The organism is Serratia sp. KH_031, from assembly GCF_057839655.1.
On sequence record NZ_CM174496.1, the window covers coordinates 2,706,128 to 2,731,314 of the forward strand.

24 protein-coding genes are annotated in these 25,187 nt (G+C 51.1%); 9 read left to right on the forward strand and 15 right to left on the reverse strand.

Annotated elements, in window-relative coordinates; genetic code table 11:
- Window positions 1-63 precede the first annotated feature (63 nt).
- The 3 genes from dagR to zwf form a co-directional block, all read right to left on the reverse strand.
- Window positions 64-2,877, reverse strand: a complete 2,814-nt coding sequence (gene dagR, locus AC3ISQ_RS12215; protein ID WP_489346818.1) for a transcriptional regulator DagR — start codon at window positions 2,875-2,877, stop codon at window positions 64-66.
- Between the two features lie 173 nt (window positions 2,878-3,050).
- Entirely contained in the window at window positions 3,051-3,692 is a 642-nt protein-coding gene (locus AC3ISQ_RS12220; protein WP_489346820.1) for a bifunctional 4-hydroxy-2-oxoglutarate aldolase/2-dehydro-3-deoxy-phosphogluconate aldolase, read from the reverse strand.
- Between the two features lie 107 nt (window positions 3,693-3,799).
- Entirely contained in the window at window positions 3,800-5,275 is a 1,476-nt protein-coding gene (zwf, locus tag AC3ISQ_RS12225; RefSeq protein ID WP_489346822.1) for a glucose-6-phosphate dehydrogenase, read from the reverse strand.
- Between the two features lie 450 nt (window positions 5,276-5,725).
- On the opposite strand from zwf, the gene AC3ISQ_RS12230 reads away from it, so the two are divergent.
- Together AC3ISQ_RS12230 and pyk are read left to right on the forward strand one after the other, a co-directional pair.
- Entirely contained in the window at window positions 5,726-6,598 is an 873-nt protein-coding gene (locus AC3ISQ_RS12230) for a MurR/RpiR family transcriptional regulator (RefSeq protein ID WP_489346824.1), read from the forward strand.
- Window positions 6,599-6,753: 155 nt separating this feature from the next.
- On the forward strand, window positions 6,754-8,196 hold the full coding sequence (gene pyk / locus AC3ISQ_RS12235; protein WP_489346826.1) for a pyruvate kinase: 1,443 nt from the start codon (window positions 6,754-6,756) through the stop codon (window positions 8,194-8,196).
- A gap of 80 nt (window positions 8,197-8,276) precedes the next feature.
- Here the strand turns inward: pyk and lpxM are convergent, their stop codons facing one another.
- The 3 genes from lpxM to znuA all read right to left on the reverse strand — a co-directional run bounded on the left by lpxM (window position 8,277) and on the right by znuA (window position 11,659).
- Entirely contained in the window at window positions 8,277-9,242 is a 966-nt protein-coding gene (gene lpxM, locus AC3ISQ_RS12240) for a lauroyl-Kdo(2)-lipid IV(A) myristoyltransferase (protein WP_489346828.1), read from the reverse strand.
- Between the two features lie 125 nt (window positions 9,243-9,367).
- The gene (gene mepM / locus AC3ISQ_RS12245) at window positions 9,368-10,693 is read right to left on the reverse strand and encodes a murein DD-endopeptidase MepM (RefSeq protein WP_489346830.1); all 1,326 of its coding nucleotides are present in this window, start codon (window positions 10,691-10,693) and stop codon (window positions 9,368-9,370) included.
- Between the two features lie 21 nt (window positions 10,694-10,714).
- Window positions 10,715-11,659: a zinc ABC transporter substrate-binding protein ZnuA gene (znuA, locus tag AC3ISQ_RS12250; RefSeq protein ID WP_489346832.1), complete on the reverse strand. Its 945-nt coding sequence runs from the start codon at window positions 11,657-11,659 to the stop codon at window positions 10,715-10,717.
- Window positions 11,660-11,743: 84 nt separating this feature from the next.
- Between znuA and znuC the strand changes: the two genes are divergently transcribed.
- Complete coding sequence (gene znuC, locus AC3ISQ_RS12255) at window positions 11,744-12,511, forward strand: zinc ABC transporter ATP-binding protein ZnuC (RefSeq protein ID WP_489353258.1); 768 nt, start codon at window positions 11,744-11,746, stop codon at window positions 12,509-12,511.
- Window positions 12,508-13,293: a zinc ABC transporter permease subunit ZnuB gene (znuB, locus tag AC3ISQ_RS12260; RefSeq protein ID WP_489346834.1), complete on the forward strand. Its 786-nt coding sequence runs from the start codon at window positions 12,508-12,510 to the stop codon at window positions 13,291-13,293. Before znuC ends, znuB begins: the two co-directional genes overlap by 4 nt.
- A 39-nt stretch (window positions 13,294-13,332) precedes the next feature.
- On the opposite strand, the gene ruvB is transcribed toward znuB, so the two are convergent.
- The 6 genes from ruvB to aspS all read right to left on the reverse strand — a co-directional run bounded on the left by ruvB (window position 13,333) and on the right by aspS (window position 18,876).
- Window positions 13,333-14,337: a Holliday junction branch migration DNA helicase RuvB gene (gene ruvB / locus AC3ISQ_RS12265; RefSeq protein ID WP_489346836.1), complete on the reverse strand. Its 1,005-nt coding sequence runs from the start codon at window positions 14,335-14,337 to the stop codon at window positions 13,333-13,335.
- Window positions 14,338-14,356: 19 nt separating this feature from the next.
- Window positions 14,357-14,974, reverse strand: coding sequence for a Holliday junction branch migration protein RuvA (gene ruvA / locus AC3ISQ_RS12270; protein ID WP_489346838.1), 618 nt, complete (start codon window positions 14,972-14,974; stop codon window positions 14,357-14,359).
- A gap of 95 nt (window positions 14,975-15,069) precedes the next feature.
- A complete protein-coding gene (gene ruvC, locus AC3ISQ_RS12275; RefSeq protein ID WP_489346840.1) occupies window positions 15,070-15,591 on the reverse strand; it encodes a crossover junction endodeoxyribonuclease RuvC in 522 nt (173 codons plus the stop codon).
- Window positions 15,592-15,769: 178 nt separating this feature from the next.
- Window positions 15,770-16,513: a YebC/PmpR family DNA-binding transcriptional regulator gene (locus AC3ISQ_RS12280; protein ID WP_489346842.1), complete on the reverse strand. Its 744-nt coding sequence runs from the start codon at window positions 16,511-16,513 to the stop codon at window positions 15,770-15,772.
- 150 nt (window positions 16,514-16,663) lie between these two features.
- Entirely contained in the window at window positions 16,664-17,101 is a 438-nt protein-coding gene (nudB, locus tag AC3ISQ_RS12285; protein WP_489346844.1) for a dihydroneopterin triphosphate diphosphatase, read from the reverse strand.
- A complete protein-coding gene (aspS, locus tag AC3ISQ_RS12290) occupies window positions 17,101-18,876 on the reverse strand; it encodes an aspartate--tRNA ligase (protein ID WP_489346846.1) in 1,776 nt (591 codons plus the stop codon). The genes nudB and aspS overlap by 1 nt, the downstream gene beginning before the upstream one ends.
- A gap of 352 nt (window positions 18,877-19,228) precedes the next feature.
- Between aspS and AC3ISQ_RS12295 the strand changes: the two genes are divergently transcribed.
- The 5 genes from AC3ISQ_RS12295 to cmoB all read left to right on the forward strand — a co-directional run bounded on the left by AC3ISQ_RS12295 (window position 19,229) and on the right by cmoB (window position 23,044).
- A complete protein-coding gene (locus AC3ISQ_RS12295) occupies window positions 19,229-19,801 on the forward strand; it encodes a hydrolase (RefSeq protein ID WP_489346848.1) in 573 nt (190 codons plus the stop codon).
- A 20-nt stretch (window positions 19,802-19,821) separates the two neighbouring features.
- The gene (locus AC3ISQ_RS12300) at window positions 19,822-20,637 is read left to right on the forward strand and encodes a DUF72 domain-containing protein (protein WP_489346850.1); all 816 of its coding nucleotides are present in this window, start codon (window positions 19,822-19,824) and stop codon (window positions 20,635-20,637) included.
- Window positions 20,638-20,739: 102 nt separating this feature from the next.
- Complete coding sequence (locus AC3ISQ_RS12305) at window positions 20,740-21,135, forward strand: MAPEG family protein (protein ID WP_489346852.1); 396 nt, start codon at window positions 20,740-20,742, stop codon at window positions 21,133-21,135.
- 197 nt (window positions 21,136-21,332) lie between these two features.
- Complete coding sequence (cmoA, locus tag AC3ISQ_RS12310) at window positions 21,333-22,076, forward strand: carboxy-S-adenosyl-L-methionine synthase CmoA (RefSeq protein WP_489346854.1); 744 nt, start codon at window positions 21,333-21,335, stop codon at window positions 22,074-22,076.
- The gene (gene cmoB / locus AC3ISQ_RS12315) at window positions 22,073-23,044 is read left to right on the forward strand and encodes a tRNA 5-methoxyuridine(34)/uridine 5-oxyacetic acid(34) synthase CmoB (RefSeq protein WP_489346856.1); all 972 of its coding nucleotides are present in this window, start codon (window positions 22,073-22,075) and stop codon (window positions 23,042-23,044) included. The genes cmoA and cmoB overlap by 4 nt, the downstream gene beginning before the upstream one ends.
- A gap of 46 nt (window positions 23,045-23,090) precedes the next feature.
- Here cmoB and AC3ISQ_RS12320 read toward each other — a convergent pair whose 3' ends face one another.
- The 3 genes from AC3ISQ_RS12320 to AC3ISQ_RS12330 form a co-directional block, all read right to left on the reverse strand.
- Window positions 23,091-23,288 (reverse strand): hypothetical protein, encoded by a 198-nt coding sequence (locus AC3ISQ_RS12320; protein ID WP_489346858.1) that lies wholly within the window; start codon window positions 23,286-23,288, stop codon window positions 23,091-23,093.
- Between the two features lie 115 nt (window positions 23,289-23,403).
- Window positions 23,404-24,156, reverse strand: a complete 753-nt coding sequence (gene cutC / locus AC3ISQ_RS12325) for a copper homeostasis protein CutC (protein ID WP_489346859.1) — start codon at window positions 24,154-24,156, stop codon at window positions 23,404-23,406.
- A gap of 185 nt (window positions 24,157-24,341) precedes the next feature.
- Window positions 24,342-24,905 (reverse strand): VOC family protein, encoded by a 564-nt coding sequence (locus AC3ISQ_RS12330; protein ID WP_489346861.1) that lies wholly within the window; start codon window positions 24,903-24,905, stop codon window positions 24,342-24,344.
- Window positions 24,906-25,187 lie beyond the last annotated feature (282 nt).

Genomic DNA, 25,187 nt, shown 5'->3' on the forward strand with positions numbered 1-25,187 from the left:
GTTTTCTGTCACGAGCAAAGAGGAGGAGTGAGAAACGGGCGGGAAAGCCCGTGTTAGCAGGGTTTAGCCGTACAACAGTTCGTAGATATAAAAATATTCGGCGTCAGATAAACGGATGGAATAGGCACGTTCAATCGGGGTGAACGCCTGTTTGATGACAGAAAACGCCTGTTGGTTGAGATCGGGCTGCGCTTCCAGCGCTATCTGTAACGGTTTGTGGCTTAAAACGATACGCTCCACCATACAGCAGCAGTGGATCAGGAAGCGAAGTGTCACCTGTCGCGAGGGTTGCAGGTCTAAACTGCGGCAGATCTGGTGTAACACCCCTTCTATCTCTTGCAGAATACGTTGCGCATTCAATACCGAGATGTGATTGATGATGCTTTCCAAGGTCAAGGCGCTGATAAAACGCATCGAGCTACGCTCCACCTCTAACTGGCGTTCGGCACTACTGAGATCTGGATTGAGCAGACTCAGCACCAGCTCCGGCCCTTGTTCAGAGAACAGTTCTTCCAAGGCGATAAACGGAATATCGGGCAGCCCCGGTTGGAAAGTCCCGACAATCCCGACCAATCGCTCATCGCCACCAATCGCCTGCCGTAAACGCTCTAGGCTGCGTACTTCGTTGTAATCCACCAGTACTAATCGGGTGTCGTCGGCCATCAGCTCGCCAAAGCTTTCTTCCAACACTTTCTTGATCTTCACCGCCGTCCCCATGCCAGTAATGCAGGAGATCGCTAATACCTTACCGCGCTCCTGTTCATGCTGATCGTAGAGATGATAGGCAATGCCTTTGCTCGCCATCAGTTGCATCAGCTGTGGGAAGTCGCTGGTTTCGTAGCTGAGATCGAGCCCGATTTCCAACAGCGAAGCCATGGTGATGTTTTGCACCAACAGCACATCGATATGGAATAACTTGCTGACAGTGCTAGCAAAATGCACCAGTGAGCCAATATCGACGATCAGTAACAGCCGCTGATAACGTTTTTCACGCAGCGTGGCGATCAACACCTCCAATGTGTCATGCACCGATTGTTCGAATGGCATGTCGATCGCTGTGAACTGCTCGCACTCCAGCACCCGATTGACGTAATGCGCCATGCTGCTGGCGGTCGTAGCACCGTGACCGATCAGGATCGCGCCACAGTCTGGATTCACGGCTTTGCGCTGCCGGAAGCTACGGCACTCCTTCAGGAACAGGCAGAGATAGACAATTTCTGTCGATGGACACTGAATATGGAAGATTTCGTTAATCTTGCGACACAGCAAATTAGCGTTGTCGTACTCATCTTTGCAGTAATCGTGGATCAGGCTGGAGGAGTACAGATTGGGGATCAACCCCTTTTGCACATATGACAACAACGCCAGCACGTGTTTTCGCAGGTGGCTCGCCATATTCGGCGGTAACGGGAAGCCTAGCACCTGCTCAATACAACCGGTCAGCAGAGTGATGCGCTGTTCGACCTGCCCACCGTAATAACGCTCTTGGCTGTCGTTATTGCGGCTGTACAAACCATATTCAAAAATGGTGCGCAGCTTGTTTTTCAAGATCGACAACGTTTCTTGCGGCGGAACGTTACTGTTGCGCAAGTTGACGTATTCACGCGTCAGATAGGTATAAAACAGATCGCTATCCTGTTCATTGCCCAAGGTATTCAGATGTTGTTTCAACTGCGCCAGCGGTTGTGAACTGATGTCCAGATAATCTTGTTGGCCGAACAATGCATCCACCAGCAGGCGACTGCTGGCGGTGGCAACCAATGGGGTGTCGATCAGCCGCTTATCCAGCATCAGTTGCGGATTGCTGTGCCCCATACCACTCGCCCAAGCCTGAGCGCACAGGAACTGGATGTCACTCTTCAACTGACCGATATTACCCGCTAACGGTTTCTCCAGCAGGTACAGCAATAGGCCTTTATCCAACCGAATGGTGCGATCGATTTTGCGGCTTTCCAGTTGCAAGAATCCGGTGATAATTTCCACTTGTTCTTCCAACGAACGTTCACGCAAAGCCGGAATGGCAATCGATACCTGAATGCGCCGTAGGAAAGTGCGCAGCAATGAAGAGTCAGGGCTTTCGGTGGTGGCACAGATGAGACGCACGCTGATAGGGCGTGCTTTGTCGCTCGAACCCAACGGACGGTATTCGCCTTTATCGAGGATCGAGAATAATTTCTCCTGTCCTTCATACGGCAAGCGGTGAACTTCATCCAACAGCAAAAAACCGCCGTCGGCTTGCTCAATCAACCCGCGTTTACTTTCACTGGCGCCGGTAAAAGCACCCTGCTTATGACCAAACAGATGGGACGACAACAGTTCCGGGTTATGGGCGTATTCTGCGCAGTTGAAATAGGCCAACGGGATGGCTTTCGGTGGCTGTTGTGTACTGGCGAATTGGTGCATGATTTCGGCAAAAAAGGTTTTACCCACGCCAGAAGGCCCGGTCAGCAACACATGCAGACCTCCGGGATACAACACCGCCGCTTTACCCTTCTCTACCGCCATTTTCAGGCTACGGTCATAACCGATAACGTTATGGAACGGATCGTCACTTTGCGGCGTTTCATCGGGTTGGTTTGGCAATAACTCAGCCAAGTTTTTCACTTCCAAAACACCATTCGGCGAGGTCAACACGTAACCGAACCGTTGTTCACACACCGCACGGTGTAAGAAAAGCACTGGGCGCGATTTAATCTTGATCACCAACTGTTCGCTACACAACTGGTTCAGTTCTTTACTCACCGAGTTACGTGCTAAACCCAGGTTAAAACCGATGGTTTCTGCATCGAAGCCGATGCTGTCTTGCTTGAGTGCGTCGAGGGTTAAAGTCAGAGAAAGGCGTTCCAGCTCCTGGCAAACTGCGTCTTTACGTTTCATGGTAACCTGTTGTTATTATTTATACCCTTCATAAAATCTACTAGGTATATCGAGCAGACACTGAAATAAAAAAAGCGATGCATCCGTGAACGCATCGCTTCATCCTAATACAGTGCTGCTGCTAATAACTACCGCAAAGTGCCAACTCCGTGACTTTGGCCGGTAGATAACGGTTACGCTTTCGCGCCACTGACTGCTTCACGCGCCAGTTCGGTAATGCGTGCGTAGTCACCGCTTTCCAGCGCATCGGCTGGAACTAACCATGAACCACCAATGCACAGCACGCTTTTCAGTGCCAGATAATCACGGTAGTTGTTTGGTGTGATGCCGCCGGTCGGACAGAAACGTACTTGTGGGAACGGGCCACCGATCGCTTGTAACGCTTTAACGCCACCGTTGGCTTCTGCCGGGAAGAATTTGAACTCACGTAAACCGTGATCCATCCCCAACATCAATTCAGATACCGTACTGATGCCCGGGATCAACGGGATCGTCCCAGCCGTCGCGGCTTTCAGCAAGTCGTCCGTCAGCCCTGGACTGATGGCGAATTGTGCCCCCGCTTCGGTCACTTCTTTCAACTGCTGCGGATTGATCACCGTGCCCGCACCGATAATCGCATCCGGCACTTCTTTGGCGATCGCACGAATGGCATCCATCGCGCAAGCGGTACGCAATGTCACTTCCAACACCCGCACACCACCGGCGACCAGCGCTTTCGCTAGCGGCACCGCATGTTCCAGTTTATTAATCACGATCACCGGAACTACTGGCCCCGCAGTCAGGATTTGCTCTGCGCTGGTTTTCCAGTTTTTCATTTATTTGTTACTCCACTTTTAAGGTTGGTTTCAGCACGCCCCTGCCACAGGAAATTCCGGCCGTACCACTCACAAAAAAGCCGACAGTAAACTGTCGGCTTGAAGCATTACTCGAATTCGTTCCAGGAACGCCCATCACGGGTGATCATCGCCACAGAAGCCACTGGCCCCCAAGTACCAGATTGGTACGGTTTCGGCGCTTCGTTATCCGCTTGCCATGCATTCATAATGGAGTCGACCCACTTCCAAGCCTCTTCCACTTCATCACGACGTACGAACAATGCTTGAATACCACGCATGGTTTCCAGTAACAGACGCTCATAGGCATCCGCCACGTGCTCCTGATTGAAGGTCTCGGAGAAGCTCAAATCCAGCTTAGTCGTCTGCAAGCGGTGCTTGTGATCCAGCCCCGGCACCTTGTTCAGTACTTGAATTTCAATCCCTTCGTCCGGCTGCAAGCGAATGGTCAGCTTGTTCTGCGGCAACTGTTGGTATGAATCGCTGAACAGGTTAAGCGGTGGATTCTTGAAATACACCACCACTTCCGAACATTTGGTCGGTAAACGCTTACCGGTACGCAGGTAGAACGGCACACCCGCCCACTGCCAGTTGTCGATATCCACGCGGATAGAAACAAAGGTTTCAGTGCTACTCGTCTTGTTGGCGCCTTCTTCTTCCAAATAGCCTGGGACTTTTTTACCTTGCACGAAACCGGCGGTGTACTGACCGCGAACGGTAGTTTCACGAACGTTGCTCTGATCGATACGACGCAACGAGCGCAACACCTTAACTTTTTCGTCACGAATGCGGTCGGTGGTCAAATCCGCCGGAGGCGACATCGCGATCATAGTCAGGATTTGCAGCAGGTGGTTTTGGATCATGTCGCGCATCTGCCCGGCCTGATCGAAATATCCCCAGCGCCCTTCAATCCCCACTTCTTCCGCCACGGTGATCTGCACGTGATCGATAGTGCGGTTATCCCAGTTAGAAGCAAACAGTGAGTTGGCGAAACGCAATGCCAGCAGGTTAAGCACCGTTTCTTTACCGAGATAATGGTCAATACGGTAAACCTGACACTCGTTAAAATACTCGGCGACTTGATCGTTGATCACTTGCGAAGAAGCGAGATCGGTGCCCAGCGGTTTTTCCATCACCACGCGCGCGGGCTCTTTATTCAGCTTGGCCTCGCCCAACCCTTTGCAGATCGCGCCGAAAGTGCTTGGCGGCATCGCGAAGTAGTTGATGGTGGTACGGTGTTTTTGATCCAGCATTTTGCCCAGATTAGCAAAGTGGGCGCTGTCATTAACGTCCAAATTGCAGAAGTCCAGACGGGCGCTAAGGCGTCCCCAAATTTCTGGATCAACTTTTTCTTTCATAAAGGTACCGAGCGCTTCCTCGATCACCTTGGTATAAGCTTTTTTATCCCACTCGGCACGGCCAACGCCAATGATGCGGGTGTCCGGGTGGATATGACCGGCTTTCTCTAATTGATACAGGGAAGGCAGCAGCTTACGACGCGCTAAATCGCCTTTCGCGCCGAAAATAACCAGGTCACACGCCTGGGCTGTAGAGGTTACCGCCATGTTTATCTCCTCGTTGCAGGTCTACCTTAAATAATTCAAGACGCATTAAGATGGCTTGAATTATGACGGGTATATTTGTAATTTTCTTACATCGCTACTGTACTCTTTTTGCCTACGACCCGTAAACCCGGATCAAAAGCAGAAAAAAAGCCCTAAAAATACTGGTGTTAACTTCAGACAACTGATAACACCGATAACAGCAGGAAATGCTGTAATTTTCTGTCTTTTTTGATGCTCTTTTACCATACTGAAATTTAGACACAGGTCATATTCTGGTGAAAAAACCCGACTTAACTTACATCGATACTGCCAACAGCCCCCAGCGCGTAGTATATTTTCACAAAATCGGCATTGATTTCTCCTTTGGTTGAAATCGATAAACCCAATAGATTTCACGTTGCTTTTACAGCTAAAGAGATCAAGGGCAAACTTCATGAGTGACTCCGCTATATGAATACGCTGGAAAAAATCCAAAGCAGTCTGGAGCTACTGAGCAAATCGGAGAGAAAAGTCGCCGAGGTGATCCTCGCCGCTCCGCAAACCGCCATCCATTCCAGCATCGCCACATTGGCACGTATGGCCGATGTCAGTGAGCCTACCGTTAACCGCTTCTGCCGCCGCTTAGAAACCAAAGGTTTCCCCGATTTCAAATTGCACTTGGCGCAGAGTTTAGCGAACGGTACACCTTACGTTAACCGCAACGTCGAAGAAGACGACAGCGTCAGTGCCTATACCAGCAAAATATTCGAATCGGTGATGGCCAGCCTGGATACAGTAAAGGCAAATTTAGACATTGCCGCTATTAATCGTGCTGTTGATCTGCTGACTCAGGCCAAAAAAATCTCCTTCTTTGGCCTCGGAGCCTCTGCTGCCGTGGCTCACGACGCGATGAATAAATTTTTCCGTTTTAATATTCCGGTGGTGTATTTCGATGACATCGTCATGCAACGGATGAGTTGCATGAACTCCAACGAGGGCGATGTGGTAGTATTGATCTCTCACACCGGGCGCACCAAGAATCTGGTGGAGATGGCACAACTGGCGCGAGAAAACGACGCCACGGTCATTGCCATTACCTCGCAAGATACGCCGCTGGCGCGCGAAGCTACCCTCGCCCTGCTGCTCGACGTACCAGAAGATACCGACGTTTACATGCCGATGGTGTCGCGTATTGCCCAATTAACACTGATTGACGTACTTGCAACGGGATTTACCTTGCGACGTGGCACAAAATTCAGAGATAACTTGAAGCGCGTCAAAGAAGCCTTGAAAGAATCGCGCTTTGATAAGGGTGCTTTTATTCCTAACAGTTTCGACTCGTAATTGATTTGAACGGCAACACAACAAGTACTCGCATGCGGGTAACCCGGGTGAAACATCAGTGTAGTAAAATTACAATTCACTCTTGGTTTCGTTTTCCGACGTTATCGCAACACTTTTATTTATTTGCAATACCAGCACAGTCAACGGAGTAAGACATGTCTAGACGGCTCAGAAGAACCAAAATTGTTACCACACTAGGTCCGGCAACTGATCGTGACAATAATCTGGAGAAGATTATTATTGCCGGTGCCAACGTAGTTCGTCTCAACTTTTCTCATGGTACTCCGGAAGATCATCAGCTTCGTGCCAATAAAGTCCGTGAAATCGCGGCTAAATTAGGTCGCCATGTCGCTATCCTCGGCGATCTGCAAGGGCCAAAAATCCGCGTGTCTACCTTTAAAGAAGGTAAAGTTTTCCTCAATATCGGTGATAAATTCCTGCTCGATGCCAATATGGCGAAAGGCGAAGGCGACAAAGAAAAAGTCGGTATCGACTATAAAGGTCTGCCTGCCGATGTGGTTCCGGGTGACATTCTGCTGTTGGACGATGGTCGTGTGCAGTTAAAAGTGCTCGAAGTTCAGGGCATGAAAGTGTTCACCGAAGTGACCGTCGGTGGCCCGCTGTCAAACAACAAAGGTATCAACAAATTGGGTGGTGGCCTGTCTGCCGAAGCCCTCACCGAGAAAGACAAAGCCGATATCATCACCGCCGCCAAGATTGGTGTCGACTATCTGGCTGTCTCCTTCCCGCGTACTGGTGAAGATCTGAACTACGCGCGCCGTTTGGCACGTGACGCAGGCTGTAATGCCAAGATCGTTTCCAAAGTAGAACGTGCAGAAGCGGTATGCAGCGACGAAGCGATGGACGACATCATTCTGGCTTCTGACGTGGTGATGGTAGCTCGCGGCGATTTGGGCGTAGAAATTGGCGATCCTGAACTGGTCGGTATCCAGAAGAAACTGATCCGCCGCGCTCGTACGCTAAACCGTGCCGTGATCACCGCGACTCAGATGATGGAGTCAATGATCACCAACCCGATGCCAACCCGCGCCGAAGTGATGGACGTGGCTAACGCCGTGCTGGATGGTACCGATGCGGTCATGCTGTCTGCGGAAACCGCCGCCGGTCAATACCCGGCAGAAACCGTGGCTGCCATGGCGCGCGTGTGTCTGGGTGCAGAGAAGATCCCAAGCATCAATGTTTCCAAGCACCGTATGGATGTGCAGTTCGACAACATCGAAGAAGCGATTGCTATGTCTTCCATGTATGCCGCCAACCACCTGAAAGGCGTTACCGCGCTGATCGCCATGACCGAATCTGGCCGCACCGCACTGATGATGTCTCGTATCAGTTCCGGTTTGCCAATCTTCGCCATGTCACGTCATGAGCACACGTTGAACCTGACCGCACTGTATCGTGGCGTTACGCCTGTGTACTTTGACGAGCACTCCGACGGTGTTGCAGCAGCCAATGACGCCATCAACCGTCTGCGCGACAAAGGTTTCTTGGTCTCTGGCGATTTGGTTATCGTGACTCAGGGCGACGTGATGGGCACCGTGGGCACTACCAATACCAGCCGCATTCTGCGCGTTGAGTGATTAACGCTAGGTTGAATAATTAACACCAGAAAGTACAAAGGCACCTTGTCGGGTGCCTTTTTCTTTACTGCTAATTTAACTTACCGATACAAATCCCGCGAATACGGTTCCTCTTCCCCTTCTTTACGCGTTTTCAGCAATTTCAGGATCCAAGTGTATTGTTCAGGATTCGGCCCCACCAGATTTTCAACTTCTTCATTCATTCGGCGAGCAATGCGGTTATCATCCAGTTCGGCCAAATCATCCATTGGCTCACGAATGTAAATATCTAACAGGCTAGTTTTACCGTCGTAGACTGGGAACAGCGGAACGATGGCCGCACGACAGACTTTCATCAAGCGCCCAACGGCTGGCAATGTGGCTTTATAAGTGGCGAAGAAATCCACGAACTCGCTATGCTCGGCACCGTGATCCTGATCCGGCAGATAATAACCCCAGTAGCCCTGACGCACAGAACTAATAAAAGGTTTGATACCGTCATTGCGCGCATGCATCCGCCCACCAAACTTACGACGTACCGCATTCCACAGATAATCAACCAGTGGATTGCTTTGGTTATGGAACATCGCCGCCATCGGTTGACCACGTGCCGCCATCAGCATCGCCGGGACATCCACCGCCCAACCGTGCGGAACCAAGAAGATCACGTTACGCCCTTCTTCACGGATTTTATCCAGCACTTCCTCACCGTGCCAACGCACACGTTCGAGTACTTTCTCTGGTTTAGTACAGGCCAATTCCGCCATCAGAATCATTGATTGTGGCGCAGTCGCAAACATTTGATCGATAATCTGCTCGCGGTCACTTTCTGGTACTTCTGGCAAGCAGTACAACAAATTGATGCGTGCACGACGGCGAGCGCTTTTCGCCACTTTCCCCGCCAGTTTACCGACTGCTCCCAACACCGGATCGCGCATCCGTGCCGGGATCAGTGAAATCCCCGCCATAAGACCCGTGCCTAACCACACACCCCAGTAGCGCGGGTGAAAGAAAGCTTTTTGGAATTGAGGTATGAATTCTACGTTCGATTTTTTTTCGTTGTTCATGCACTAGCTCTTAGCTTAACGATTCGGCTAATGATAATTGCTGATGGTGAATTTGCAATTAAAGACGAATAGAAGAAACATCGGCCCTATACAGGCCGATGTTTCTTCAAACAATCAGAGAAGGATTAATCCAGTTGTAGTTGCGGGATAACTTCACGCACTTGCGCCAGATAATCACGACGATCTTTGCCACCCAGACCTTCCGAACGCGGCAGTTTAGCCGTCAGCGGGTTAACCGCTTGTTGGCCGGTCCAGAGTTCATAATGCAGATGTGGGCCCGTAGAGCGACCGGTGTTACCGGAAAGCGCGATACGATCGCCACGTTTGACCTTCTGTCCTGGCTTAACCAGTGCCTTCTTCAGGTGCATATAGCGCGTAGTGTATTGGCGACCATGGCGGATAGCCACATAGACGCCCGCAGCGCCGCTACGTTTGGCGATCACCACTTCACCGTCACCGACCGCAAGCACAGGCGTACCCACTGGCATCGCGAAATCGATGCCTTTATGTGGCGCAACGCGACCGGTCACCGGGTTCACACGGCGAGGATTGAAGTTGGAGGAAATACGGAACTGCTTCATGGTTGGGAAACGTAAGAAACCACGAGCCAAACCAGAACCTTGACGATCATAGAACTTACCGTCTTCGGCGCGGATAGCGTAGTAGTCTTTGCCCCCCGTGCGCATGCGTACGCCCATCAATTGGCTCTGTTCGCTTTTGCCATTGAATTGTTCACGGGACATCAACACCGCGAACTGATCGCCTTTACGCAACTTGCGAAAATCGAGTTGCCATTGCAGGGCTTTAACCACCGCATTGACTTCAGCACGGCTCAAACCCGCGTTCATTGCACTGTTCACAAAGCTACCGTTTAGGCGGCCGGTCAACACTTTGTTGGTCCACTCGCCTTCTTGATTCTCTGTGGTTTCTTTAAAACTATTGCCAGAACGCTCATAAACACGCGTCTCGCGGCGAGAAACTTCCCACGTCAGTTTTTGCAGATCGCCCGCATCGTTCACCGTCCATGACAGTTGCTGACCGATTTTCAGGTTACGCAAATCACGATTCTGGGAAGCCAATTGCGTGACATCAGACATATCGATGCCATATTGGGTCAGGATACTACCGAGGGTATCGCCAGTAGAAACCACATATTCATGCACACCCTCTTCACCTGGAGCCTTCTGATCTAACTCATCCTGTGGGATCTCGTCATCAGGTGTCGGCTGATCGGCATCGATCGGCTCACTGGCCTCAGGTAATAGGGTTCGTAGCTGACCGGCTTCTAACTCAACGTTTTTAACAATCTGTGAGGTTTGCTCTGGGTGATAAATGGAAGGCCGCCAGACGGCGACTGCCAAGGTGACCACTGTCAACGACCCCAGCATGACGCGGTGGGGTCGAGGCAGGTTGTTATACGCCAGAGCGATAGATCGAACTATCTGCTGCACTCAATAATATCCTCATAATCTTTATTTCAGGCAGCTCACGTATTGGTTAGACAGCGCTGTCAGGAAATCCCCGTAGCTGTTCTTGCTCAATGCGATACCACTACCAAGCGGGTCCAGCGTTCCAGAACGCACGTTCGTCCCCTTGGCTACGGCATTAATTACGGCCGGCCTGAATTGTGGCTCAGCAAAAACACATACTGCTTTCTGCTCAACCAACTGTGTTCGAATTTGGTGTAAGCGCTGTGCTCCGGGTTGGATTTCAGGATTAACGGTGAAATGCCCTAATGGGCTCAAACCGTAGTGTTTTTCGAAATAGCCGTAAGCATCATGAAAAACAAAATAACCCTTACTCTGCACAGGCGTAAGCATCTTACCAACATTTTTGTCAATTTGCGTCAGTTGATCCTCGAATTGACGCAGGTTCGCGTCAAGTTTGGTCTTCTTTTGCGGCATAAGTTCCAATAATCTGTCGTGAATCGCGATCGCGGTCACTTTTGCTATCTCTGGCGACAACCAAACGTGCATATTATATTCACCATGATGATGTTCATCACCCTGGTCGTGATCAGCATGATTATGCGCATCATTTGCATGTTCATCGTGATGATCGTCGTCATCACCTTTCATCAACAAAGGTTTTACCGTCGCTAATTCAGCGATCGCTAACTGTTTATTCGCCGCGACCGGAGTCAACGCTTTGGTAAGAAAAGCTTCCATGTCTGGCCCGACCCACACCACCAGATCGGCGGAACGCAGGCGTTGGATATCAGAAGGACGCAATGCGAAGTCGTGTGGCGAAGCACCATCTGGGAGCAAAACCTCGGTGTCTGTTACGCCGTCAGCAATGGCCGAAGCAATAAAGCCCAGCGGACGAACCGAAGTCACTACCGCTGCAGAAGCGCTGCCTGCCGCCATCAACGCCGCCGTCAATAAGGTGCGTTGCAACCACTTATTTTTATCAATCATCCTGTATTACCCCGTCGTGTTTACCCGAAGGGCGTGATATTATAACATTCGGTTAGCTCTGCAAAATGTAATCACACTATGCCCATGCAAATAACGTCTACACTGGCGACACTTAAAAACATCTCTGTCTCTTTCGGCGAAAGGCGGGTACTGACGAATATCTCGCTCAACCTGCAACCGGGCCGCATCTTGACGCTGCTTGGTCCTAACGGCGCAGGGAAATCAACGCTAGTACGCGTGGTATTAGGGCTGATCACACCCACCGAAGGCACTCTCGAACGCCAAACAGATTTACGCATCGGTTATGTACCGCAGAAATTGCATCTGGACGCGACATTGCCGTTGACCGTCGGTCGTTTCATGCGCCTGAAACCGGGCGTGAAAAAGAGCGACATCCTCCCCGCGTTGAAACGCGTTCAAGCCGCTCATCTGCTTGAACAACCACTGCAAAAGCTTTCCGGTGGTGAAACTCAGCGAGTATTGCTAGCACGAGCCCTATTAAACCAGCCGCAATTACTGGTGTTGGATGAACCGACTCAAGGCGTTGACGTTAACGGTCAATTGGCGCTGTATGATTTGATCGACCAACTGCGTAAAGAGCTGGGCTGCGCCGTATTAATGGTCTCTCACGATCTGCATTTGGTGATGGCAAAAACCGATGAAGTGTTGTGCCTGAATCAACATATTTGCTGCTCCGGTACGCCGGAAGTGGTTTCCATGCACCCGGAATTTATTGCCATGTTTGGCAACCGCGGCGCGGAACAACTGGCGATTTACCGCCATCACCATAATCACCGTCACGACCTGCAAGGGAAGATTATTTTGAAGAAAACCGGGAGTCGTGAAGGATGATCGAACTGTTATTACCCGGTTGGTTAGCCGGAGTGTTACTGGCGATGGCGGCTGGGCCATTGGGTTCTTTTGTCGTTTGGCGTCGCATGTCGTATTTTGGCGATACCCTCGCCCACGCCTCGTTATTAGGTGTGGCTTTCGGTTTGCTGCTCAACGTCAATCCGTTCTATGCGGTGATCGCCGTAACCTTGCTGTTAGCATTAGTATTGGTGTGGTTAGAACGTCGCCCACAATTACCGATAGATACCCTGCTCGGCATTATGGCGCACAGTGCGTTGTCACTGGGTCTGGTGGTGGTGGCGTTAATGTCCAACGTGCGGGTCGATTTGATGGCTTATCTGTTTGGCGATCTGCTCTCCGTCACCCTAAGTGATATCTGGATGATTAGCATCGGCGTGGTGGTTGTACTGCTGGTGCTATGGTGGCAATGGCGCGATTTGCTGTCGATGACCATAAGCCCAGAGATGGCACATGTAGATGGCGTCAATCTGGCACGTTCACGGATTATATTGATGATGGTGACGGCATTAACCATCGGCTTGGCGATGAAGTTTGTCGGGGCACTGATTATTACCTCTTTACTGATTATCCCAGCGGCTACCGCGCGTCGTTTTGCCCGCACGCCTGAGCAAATGGCGGGTATCGCCGTACTGATCGGCATGGTCGCCGTAACCGGTGGTTTAGCCTTTTCGGCGTTTTACGATACCCCGGCAGGCCCTTCCGTCGTGCTATCCGCCGCGATCCTGTTTATTCTTAGTCTGTCGAAAAAACAGCTTAATTAAGATTATCTTTCCCCCACCATTCTGTGGGGGAAACACCTATCACTCTTCCCGCTCAATACCAAAGTGCTTATAAGCATGATTGGTCGCCATACGGCCACGCGGAGTACGCTGAATAAAACCTTGTTGGATCAGGAAAGGCTCAATCACATCTTCAATGGTTTCGCGTTCTTCACCAATTGCCGCCGCTAAGTTATCCAACCCCACCGGACCGCCAGTGAATTTTTCGATAATTGCCAACAGCAATTTGCGATCCATATAGTCGAATCCTTCGGCATCCACATTCAGCATATTCAATGCCTGTGAAGCGACATCGCCATTCATAACGCCATCGGCTCGAACTTCGGCAAAGTCACGTACTCGACGCAACAGGCGGTTGGCGATACGTGGTGTTCCACGTGCTCGGCGTGCGATTTCATGCGCACCTTCGTCAGACAAACTCAGCCCAAGACAACTGGCGCTACGGGCGACGATATATTCCAGATCTTTGACCTGATAAAACTCCAAACGCTGCACGATGCCAAAACGATCGCGCAAGGGCGAAGTCAATGAACCCGCGCGTGTGGTGGCGCCAACCAAGGTGAATGGGGGGAGATCGAGCTTGATTGAACGCGCGGCAGGCCCTTCACCGATCATGATGTCCAACTGATAATCTTCCATCGCCGGATACAACACTTCTTCCACTACCGGTGACAGACGGTGGATCTCATCAATAAACAGCACGTCGTGCGGTTCGAGGTTAGTCAGCATCGCGGCCAGATCGCCGGCCTTTTCCAACACCGGTCCCGAAGTGGTACGCAGGTTAACGCCCATTTCATTGGCGACAATATTCGCCAAGGTCGTTTTCCCGAGCCCCGGAGGGCCGAAGATCAGCAGGTGATCTAACGCATCGCCGCGCTGCTTGGCCGCCTGAATAAAGATCTCCATCTGCTCACGCACATGCGGTTGCCCAACATATTCGGTCAGCAGTTTCGGACGAATGGCGCGATCCAGCACCTCTTCTTCATTGAAGGGTTCAGCAGAAATCAGGCGATCGGCTTCTATCATTTTTTATCCCTTCTCGGCCTTACAACGCAGCGCGCAGCGCGTCACGGATCAGGGTTTCGCAATCGGCACCCGGCTTGGCAATTTTACTTACCATACGGCTAGCCTCTTGAGGTTTATAACCCAGAGCCACCAGCGCCGAGGCTGCTTCGGCTTCAGTATCCGCTTCTGCCGGTTTGGCGGCAGTTGCAGGCAGGCTGATTTCACTGCTGCTGTTATTGAACAGATCGCCATTCAACCCTTTAAAGCGATCTTTCATTTCGACGACTAGGCGTTCAGCGGTTTTCTTACCTACACCCGGTAATTTCACCAAGGCGGTGATTTCTTCACGCTCGACGGCACGAACAAACTGCTGCGCCGACATGCCAGACAGAATCGCCAATGCCAGTTTTGGCCCCACACCGTTCACTTTGATCAACTCACGGAACAGTGCACGCTCTTGTTTATCATTGAAGCCGTACAGCAACTGCGCATCTTCACGCACCACGAATTGGGTAAATACGATGGCCTCTTGCCCCAGTTCCGGCAGTTCGTAAAAACAGGTCATCGGCATATGGACTTCATATCCGACGCCGTTGGTTTCCAATAACACCAGCGGTGGTTGTTTTTCCAGAATAATTCCTCTGAGACGACCTATCATTTACCTCTCCTGTTCGGATGACTGAATTACCGTAAAGCTTATACCATAAAAAAAGCTGGATGAATATCCAGCCCTCTGCGAGATGCACTATTTACCTATTTCAAGCGACCACGCGCTAAACTCAACCGCCCTTCACTCATCCGCAAGACGTTCTGGCTAAGATGGCAATGGGTGATGGCAATCGCCAACGCATCGGCGGCATCGGCCTGCGGATTAGCCGACAACTTCAATAGCGAACGCACCATATGTTGCACCTGCGCTTTTTCTGCTGCACCTGTACCAACCACGGTTTGCTTTACCTGCCGCGCCGCATACTCAGACACTTCCAGATTCTGGTTAACTGCGGCGACGATCGCCACACCGCGCGCCTGACCGAGTTTGAGCGCAGAATCCGGGTTCTTGGCCATAAATACCTGCTCGATGGCGAAGAAATCGGGTTTGAATTGGGTAATGATTTCACTAACGCCCGCATAAATCAGCTTCAAGCGGGTTGGCATGTCATCCACCACAGTGCGAATACAGCCGCTAGCGACGTAGGTCAACTGGCGGCCTTGCTGGCGAATCAAACCATAACCGGTGACGCGTGAACCGGGATCGATACCTAATATAATCGCCATCGTATCCTCTATCAGTCACCGGGCGCCGTTAAATTACACTTCATCCTTCAAGCTGCCTCTGTGTTGGCTTCCTCGTTCACCCCAGTCACTTGGTGGGCCAAACTCCCGGGGATTCTCTGCGTCGCCGCCTTGATGCAACTCGAATGATTTTGTGTACCACAGCGCCACAAACCACATATTATAATGTGGCAGCGATTTCGTCAGAGATCTCACCGTTATGGTAAACCTCTTGCACGTCGTCGCAGTCTTCCAGCATATCGATCAGACGCAGCAGTTTTGGTGCAGTTTCTTCATCCATATCGGCTTTGGTCGATGGGATCATAGAAACTTCAGCCGCTTCTGCTGCGAAACCGGCAGCGGTCAGTGCATCTTTTACCTGCCCCAACACTTCCCAAGCGGTAAATACGTCGATCGTGCCATCGTCATAAGTCACGATGTCGTCAGCACCGGCTTCCAGCGCCGCTTCCATCACCGTGTCTTCGTCCAGACCTGGAGCAAAAGTGATAACGCCTTTTTTGGTGAACAGATAAGCCACTGAGCCATCGGTACCCAAGTTGCCGCCGCATTTGGTGAAGGCGTGACGCACTTCCGCTACGGTACGGTTACGGTTGTCGCTCAGGCAATCGATCATAACCGCAGTGCCGCCCGGACCGTAACCTTCATAAATGATGGTTTCCATGTTGGAATCATCGTCACCACCTACACCACGCGCAACCGCACGGTTCATGGTGTCACGCGTCATGTTGTTAGACAGCGCTTTATCCATTGCCGCACGCAAACGCGGGTTGGAATCCGCATCGCCACCGCCTAACTTAGCCGCAGTAACCAATTCACGGATGATCTTGGTGAAAATTTTACCGCGTTTGGCGTCTTGCGCCGCTTTGCGGTGTTTGGTGTTGGCCCATTTACTGTGACCTGCCATAGAAAATCTCCAAATAATGTTCCCCGTCATACTTCAAGTCGCAGGGTGTTAGCTGCCTTCATTCACCCGAATCACATACTGACGTATGCTCATCGGGACTCGTTCAGTTGCTGCCTACCTGCAACTCGAATTATTTAGGGGAGGTTTGATTTAATTAATCACAAACTCTTCAATCGCCTGCTGATTGCTCCAGGATTTAGTCAGTTTGACGGCATCTTTCGCCGCTAACCACTGATAGGCGTGATGCTCGGCAAGAACCGGATCGCGCTCCTCGGGCAACGCCAGACAGAACCAATGCTCTTTATTACGCGTGGTTCCCGGTGCATAGCGATGTCGCAAATGGACAAAGAGTTCAAACTCCACACAGCGCTGGCAATCGAACAACGGCAGTTGCTCTGCTTCAATATCGATGCCGACTTCTTCCATGACCTCACGCCGTGCGGCTGTGGCTGGCGACTCCCCGTCTTCCAGGCTGCCGGTGACCGACTGCCAAAACTCCGTATCGTCGCGCCGTTGTAACATCAGCACCCGACCACTGGATGTTGCGTAAATCACTACCAGAATAGATTCAGGGCGCTTGTAATTCATTATTCGCTCTCGCCTGCTTTCTTCACCACGGCGATCGCCAGTTCTTGCAACGAGGCCGGGTTGGCGAAGCTTGGTGCATCGGTCATCAAGCAAGCGGCAGCGGTGGTTTTCGGGAAGGCGATGACGTCGCGAATGTTGTCAGTACCGGTCAACAACATCACCAAGCGATCCAAGCCAAAGGCCAGACCGGCGTGTGGTGGCGTACCGTACTTCAACGCATCCAGCAGGAAGCCAAACTTCTCGCGCTGTTCGTGTTCATTGATACCAAGAATGCTGAATACCGTCTGTTGCATTTCGCTGCGGTGAATACGCACCGAACCACCACCGACTTCGTAACCGTTGATCACCATATCGTAGGCGTTGGCGATGGCAGACGTTGGCTCTTTCGCCAGATCTTCAGGGCTCATGTCACGCGGTGCGGTGAACGGATGGTGCATTGCCGCCAAGCCGCCCTCGCCATCTTCTTCGAACATTGGGAAATCAACGACCCACAACGGAGCCCAGCTATCCAGCTTGGTCAGTTGCAAGTCACGACCGATTTTCAAGCGCAACGCGCCCATGGCGTCGGTAACGATTTTGTAGCTATCAGCGCCGAAGAACAAGATGTCGCCCGTCTGTGCGTTAGTGCGCGTCAGCATCGCTTCCAGCACTTCTGCACTCAAGAATTTGGCGATTGGGCTTTGTACGCCTTCCATACCTGCGGTACGGTCGTTAACTTTCAGCCATGCCAGACCTTTGGCACCATAGATGTTGACGAAAGCGCCGTACTCGTCGATTTGCTTACGAGTCAGTTGTGCGCCGCCCGGTACGCAGATCGCCGCGACACGGCCTTTAGCATCGTTAGCTGGGCCGGAGAACACTTTAAATTCAACGTCTTTCACCAGATCGGCCACGTCCACCAGCTCCAGCGGGTTACGCAGGTCTGGTTTGTCGGAACCGTAACGACGCATTGCTTCGGCAAAGGTCATCACCGGGAATGCGCCGAGATCGACACCTTTAACTTCCAACCACAGGGAGTGCGCCAGTTTCTCCATCACTTCACGCACCTGTGGTGCGGTCATGAAGGAAGTTTCAACGTCGATCTGGGTGAATTCCGGTTGGCGGTCAGCGCGCAAGTCTTCATCACGGAAGCATTTGACTATCTGATAATAACGGTCGAAGCCAGACATCATCAGCAACTGTTTGAACAACTGCGGTGATTGCGGCAACGCGTAGAATTTGCCTTTATGTACCCGGCTTGGCACCAAATAGTCACGCGCGCCTTCCGGCGTGGCTTTGGTCAGCATCGGGGTTTCGATGTCGAGGAAACCGTTACTATCCATAAAGCGACGAACAAAGCTGGTGATTTTAGCGCGCGCTTTCAGGCGGTCAGCCATTTCCGGGCGACGCAGATCCAGATAGCGATATTTCAGACGCGCTTCTTCGGTGTTAGTCTGGTTGGAGTCCAGCGGCAACGGCTCGGAACGGTTGATAATTTCCAACTGATGAGCAAAGACTTCTACCGCACCGGTGGCCATATCTTTGTTGATTTGACTGTCCGGACGCGCGCGTACCGTGCCGACTATCTGGATGCAGAACTCGTTACGCAGCTCGAACGCCTTGTCGAACGCCACTTTTTGGTCCGGATCGAAGAACACCTGCACGATGCCTTCGCGGTCACGCATATCAATGAAGATCAAGCCGCCCAAATCACGACGACGATTGACCCAACCACACAGGGTGACTTCCTGGCCCACGTGAGCAGCATTCAACTGCCCGCAATATTCAGTACGCATACGCTATCCTTTTACTCAGCCGACGCCGCCGGAAGTCGCTGCTGTCCGCACGGCTGTTATCAGACGAACTGCTCGGTTCAGAATCTGAAGTCAGATCCATAAATCGGCATAGGTCGTAGGATTAAAAAGTGTTGAAAAAAGGCGGTCATTATAAAGGAAATTCAAGCGCTAGATAAGTGCGAACACGGCATTCTTGCGCGACTAAATGCTGGCTTTTTATCCGAAGTCACCTGTTGGTTGGTTAATTTTCCGTTAACTTGCGTCAGGTTATACAGGTAGTATGCATTATCGCCTTGTTTACTGCACAAAACGCAGGCGTGACTTTTAACTCTATTAGGAATAAGGAAACCCTATGCTGAAACTCGACCCTTCAACCACCGCATTGGTTTTGATCGATCTACAAAAAGGAATTTTTCCGTTTGCTGGCGGCCCACACAGCGCAGAAAAAGTGGTTAGCCACGCCGCGCATCTGGCGGGACGTTTCCGTGCCTTAAATGCTCCAGTGGTTCTGGTTCGCGTTGGTTGGAGTGATTCGTTTGCCGAAGCGTTGAAATCACCGGTTGATAAGCCGTCGCCACCACCAGTTGGTGGTTTCCCTGATGCGTGGTGGGAGTTCCCAGCCGATCTGGCAGTGGCAGACAGTGATATTTTGGTCACCAAACGTCAATGGGGCGCGTTTTACGGCACCGATTTGGAGCTGCAACTGCGTCGTCGCGGCATCAAAACCATCGTATTGGGCGGGATTTCCACCAATATCGGTGTCGAGTCCACCGCACGCTTCGCTTGGGAATACGGTTTTGAATTGGTGATCGCCGAAGACGTATGTAGCGGACAAAACGCGCAAATGCATCAATTCGCCTTCGAGCACATCTTCCCGCGCATTTCTCGCGTGAGTAACACCAGTGATATTTTGGCAGCTCTGTAATTAGGGAACAGGACGCGCAGATGTATATCGGATTACCACAGTGGCAACACCCGGCATGGAGCCGCATCGGGCTGCGCGACTTGGCAGATTACAGCCGTTACTTTAACTGCGTGGAAGGCAATACCACCTTCTATGCCTTGCCGAAGCAGGAAATCGTACAACGTTGGCGAGATATGACGCACGACGATTTCCGTTTTTGCTTCAAATTTCCCTCAGCCATCAGCCATAAAGCGGCATTACGCAATTGCGACGCCGATATTCAAGCGTTCTATCAATGTCTCGCTCCGGTGCAAGAGCGTATTGGTCAACTGTGGCTGCAACTCCCTGCGGCATTTGGCCCGGCGGAGCTTCCGACACTATGGCAATTCTTCGATGCATTACCTCAAACTTTTACCTACGGCGTCGAAGTGCGTCATCCGGCCTTTTTTGCCAAAGGTGAAGCAGAAAAAGCGTTGAACCAAGGATTACATCAACGCGGCATTAATCGAACCATTCTCGACAGTCGTCCAGTACACAATGCCAAGCCCAACAGCGCGGCCGTGCGCGATGCTCAACAGAAGAAACCCAAATTACCGGTTCACGCCCTACTTACAGCCAGTAATCCATTGATACGTTTTATAGGTGGTGATGTATTGGCGGACAACTTACGTTGGTTCGAACCTTGGCAGCAGAAACTTCCGATATGGCAACAGCAGCATCGACCCTACCTGTTTATTCACACGCCAGACAATGGTGATTCACCACAACAGGCGCGGAAAATCTGGCAACAATTGCGTCATTCGATACCTCAATTACCCGCGCCACCTGATTGGCCGGAACAAAATTCACTGTTTTGACCGATTAATCTGACAGATTGCATCAGATTTTTCCTCGCGACAGTGCACGTAATGACAGCTATGATGCTGTCTGCCAGATTTAGTTAGGGAATGGAGTCAAAAATGGTAAGCGCGCTTTACGTCGTACTCGGCGCATTGTTGTTGATCAAGCTCTCTTATGACGTGGTCAGATTACGCATGCAATACCGTGTTTCCTACGGTGATGGCGGCTTTTATGAATTACAAACGGCGATCCGCGTGCATGGTAACGCCGTAGAATATATCCCGATTGCCGCCATATTATTGGTGATCATGGAGATGAACGGCGCCGAAGTCTGGATGATCCACATCTGCGGTTTGATGCTGATCGCGGGCCGTCTGGTGCACTATTACGGTTTACGCAACCGTGATGTCAGTTGGCGGCGTTCCGGTATGGCCGCGACTTATATGTCGCTGATTCTGATGGTGCTCGCAAATATCGTCTACCTGCCATGGGATCTGATTTTCAGCCTGCATTGATACCCTTCATCTTTCAAGCCACAGGGGTGTTGTCTGCTTTCAGATACTCGGCTCATCCGTGAGCCTCGCTCCTGGGGACTCACTCAGTTGCCGCCTACCTGTGACTCGAAATCTATTGGGTATCCCGTATCAACGCATGATTTATCCCGCCAATCTGTTAGAATACGCGCCTTCAAATTCTGAACTGACTTGCCGCTATGCCTAACCGCGATACTCTTTTCTCCGCTCCGATCGCCAAACTGGGTGATTGGACCTTCGACGAACGCGTCGCTGAAGTGTTTCCTGACATGATCCAGCGATCGGTTCCCGGCTATTCCAATATCATTTCGATGATTGGCATGTTGGCCGAACGTTTTGTGCAACCCGCGAGCCAAGTGTACGACTTGGGCTGTTCGCTCGGTGCCGCCACGCTGTCGATGCGCAGAAATATCAAGGTTCCCGGCTGCAAGATCATCGCGATTGATAACTCACCAGCCATGGTTGAGCGCTGCCGTCGTCATCTTGACGCTTTCCGTGCCGATACCCCAGTCGATGTGATTGAAGCGGATATTCTTGATATCAAGATTGAAAACGCCTCAATGGTGGTACTGAACTTCACCCTGCAATTCCTCGAACCTGCCGATCGCTTGCGTTTACTCGAGCAAGTCTATCGTGGCCTACGTCCGGGTGGCGCGTTGGTACTGTCAGAGAAATTCAGCTTCGAAGATGCCGACGTCGGTGAATTGCTGTTCAACATGCACCACGACTTCAAGCGTGCCAACGGTTACAGCGAGTTGGAAATTAGCCAAAAACGCAGCATGTTAGAAAACGTGATGCTGACCGATTCCGTTGAAGCGCATAAAGCACGCCTGGAAACAGCGGGATTCGAACATGCAGAAGTCTGGTTCCAGTGCTTTAACTTCGGTTCATTAATCGCACTGAAATCCGAGGTGGCAGCATGATCGAGTTTGGTGATTTTTATCAGCGTATCGCTAAAAGCCCACTCAGCCATTGGTTGGATACCCTGCCCGCTCAACTTAGCGCTTGGCAACGCGAATCACTGCACGGCAAGTTCAAGCAGTGGTTTAACTCGGTAGAACATCTACCAATGCTTACGCCAACTCACCTCGATCTGTTAAATGGTGTTCGCGCCGAGATGGAGCCACCACTCTCCCCCGGCCAGCTCGAAGGCATTGAAAAAATGCTGCGCACCTTGATGCCATGGCGCAAAGGGCCGTTCTCGCTGTACGGCATTGATATTGACACCGAATGGCATTCCGACTGGAAGTGGGATCGGGTATTGCCGCACATTTCTCCGCTGAAAGACCGCACTATTCTCGACGTCGGTTGCGGCAGCGGTTATCACCTGTGGCGCATGATCGGCGCCGGTGCGCATCTGGCGGTAGGCATCGACCCAATGCAACTGTTCCTGTGCCAATTCGAAGCGGTACGCAAACTGTTAGGTGGCGATCAACGTGCTCATCTGTTGCCATTGGGTATTGAGCAGTTGCCAGAATTAGCGGCGTTCGACACGGTATTCTCGATGGGCGTGTTGTATCACCGCCGTTCACCGTTGGATCACCTCTATCAGTTGAAGAACCAACTGGTGAGTGAGGGTGAGCTAGTGTTGGAAACATTGGTGGTGGAAGGCGATCGCAATCAGGTGTTAGTCCCCGGCGATCGTTACGCACAAATGCGTAACGTCTATTTTATTCCTTCGGCACAAGCGCTGAAATGCTGGTTGGAGAAATGCGGTTTTGTGGATGTGAAGATCGCTGATATGTGCGTCACTAACACCGAAGAGCAACGCCGTACCGATTGGATGACCAGCGAATCACTGGCCGAATTCCTCGATCCTAACGATGATACCAAAACCATCGAAGGTTACCCGGCACCGCTGCGCGCGGTATTGGTGGCGAAAAAACCTTAACCCGGTCAGAAAAACCGTAGGCTTGGTTTCATACCAAGCCCCGAAATCATTTTTTCTCTACCGCCAACTGGATAGCATTCGCCAGTGGCATGATGTGTTTTCTAGCTTCATCCAACTGGAAGCCCACGCTGTTACCGTCGTTGGTGTCAGATAATGTGGCTTTAATGATCTCCAGCGCGGCCTGCACTGCCAATAGGCGTTTGCTCTCTTCGGTCTGTGCTGGATCAGTATAATTCTCTAACATTGCTCTCTCCTTTTGCTCGTTGAGCCGCTATGTTAACAAAAATTACTCGGTTGTATAAAAACAAAACCCCCAACGGCGCATTGGGGGTAAAAAACCAGACCAGACTTACAGAAAACTATGCGCTAACCGGATCGATCAACGCCAGCGCGCTTTTCATTGCTTCAACCATTTCGCTATCCACGCAGTAATGACTGAATTCATCAACTTCGTTATCTGAACCCATCGTCACACCCGCTTTGCGATAACGCATGGTGGAAGGCACGGTATGCCCCGATGAGCTATGCACTTCCCGCAGGCCAATCTCGACAAACTTGTGCAAGTTGCTTAAACGCACCCCCGCACCGGCCATAATCACCGGCCCCTGGCTGGCGTTATGCAGTTCACGCAGTAACGGTAATCCCAGTTCGGCATTCTGTTGCTGACCGGAGGTCAAGATCCGTGCCACACCCAACTGCGTCAGTTGATCCAGCGCCACCATCGGGTTTTGGCACATATCAAAAGCACGATGGAAAGTGATCGCCATATCGCCGCTCAATTTCATCACTTCTCGCATCCGCGGCAGATCGATATGGCCTTCTTCATCCAGCATACCGATAACCAAACCTGGGAAGCCCAATTCTCGCAGTTGGGCAACATCACTCTTGATCACGTCAAAATCCACTGCGTTATAGCAAAAATCGCCACCGCGTGGGCGGACAATCGGATGCACTGGGATCTTCACCCGCTCCCGCGCTAATTTCAGTGAGCCGTAGCTTGGTGTCAAACCGCCCTCACTCGGGCTCGCACAAAGTTCGATACGGTCGGCACCCGCACGTTCAGCCGTCAGCGCACAATCCACGCTATAGCAGCAAACTTCCAATTTAATCATTGTCACCCCCAGATGACGGCTAATAATCGTTAACTTCAGAAATTAATCAAAAGTCATAAAGTATTTTTCATGGGTAATAACTATTCATTGGGATAACTATGGCATCCAATTGCGATCTACGGGTAGACCGCAGTCACAGTGATAGCGTTAAGTGGGATAAATATCACGATCATGACGGTTAATCGCTAAGCCCGCTCGCTGGCGACGATTTCACGGATATGATGCGGATGAAACTTGATCGTCACCGTACCGTCGGTGATCGCTAACGTCGGGTTAGCCAAACGTTCGCCATCACCTTTGGGGGAGCTTTGCTTTAATTTAATGCCCGGCGTACGCAGTGCGTCATCCGACAAATATTCCAACGCCCGCGCATACAAGGTTTCAGGATCGCCACTCAGCACCAATTCGACATGTTCCCAACCTTCGTGCGGATAACGCTTTTCACCGGGGTATGGCAGCTCAATACAATCAATTTGCCAAGAACCCACTTGAATCGGCTGATGCAGATCGAACAGGCAGATCGGCCGCCCATTGATCATCGCTTCGGACAACAAGCTGCCGCATTGTAATAACCCGTTACGCCAGCGCTCAGCGGTCGCATTTTGATGACAACGCACGGAAATATGGTCAGCACTGAACTGGGTTAGATCGAGGTGTAATTTTTCAGCCAACAGCGTCAACGCTTGTTCAAAACGCGGCAAATCTTTTGCCAAATCATCAAGTTCGGCAACTGCCGAGAAATTGGTCATAATCCCCCCAATGAAAAAGATTTCAGGGCCGTAATTTACACGGCAATGGCGCCGCTTGCTATGGTGACTGACCACAAAGTGACATTCGTTAAACACAATTTTCAAAAATTCGGAGATCTCTTTCAAAGATGTCACTCTCATTTCCGAATTTATTTATTTAAGATTTTCCTTATCATAAAATCCGTATGATATACAAAACCCCCATTGCTATATTTTTATTGAAAATCCAACAATTTAATCTTAACAATCATTTTACAAAGCAATATAAAGAAATTACTGACA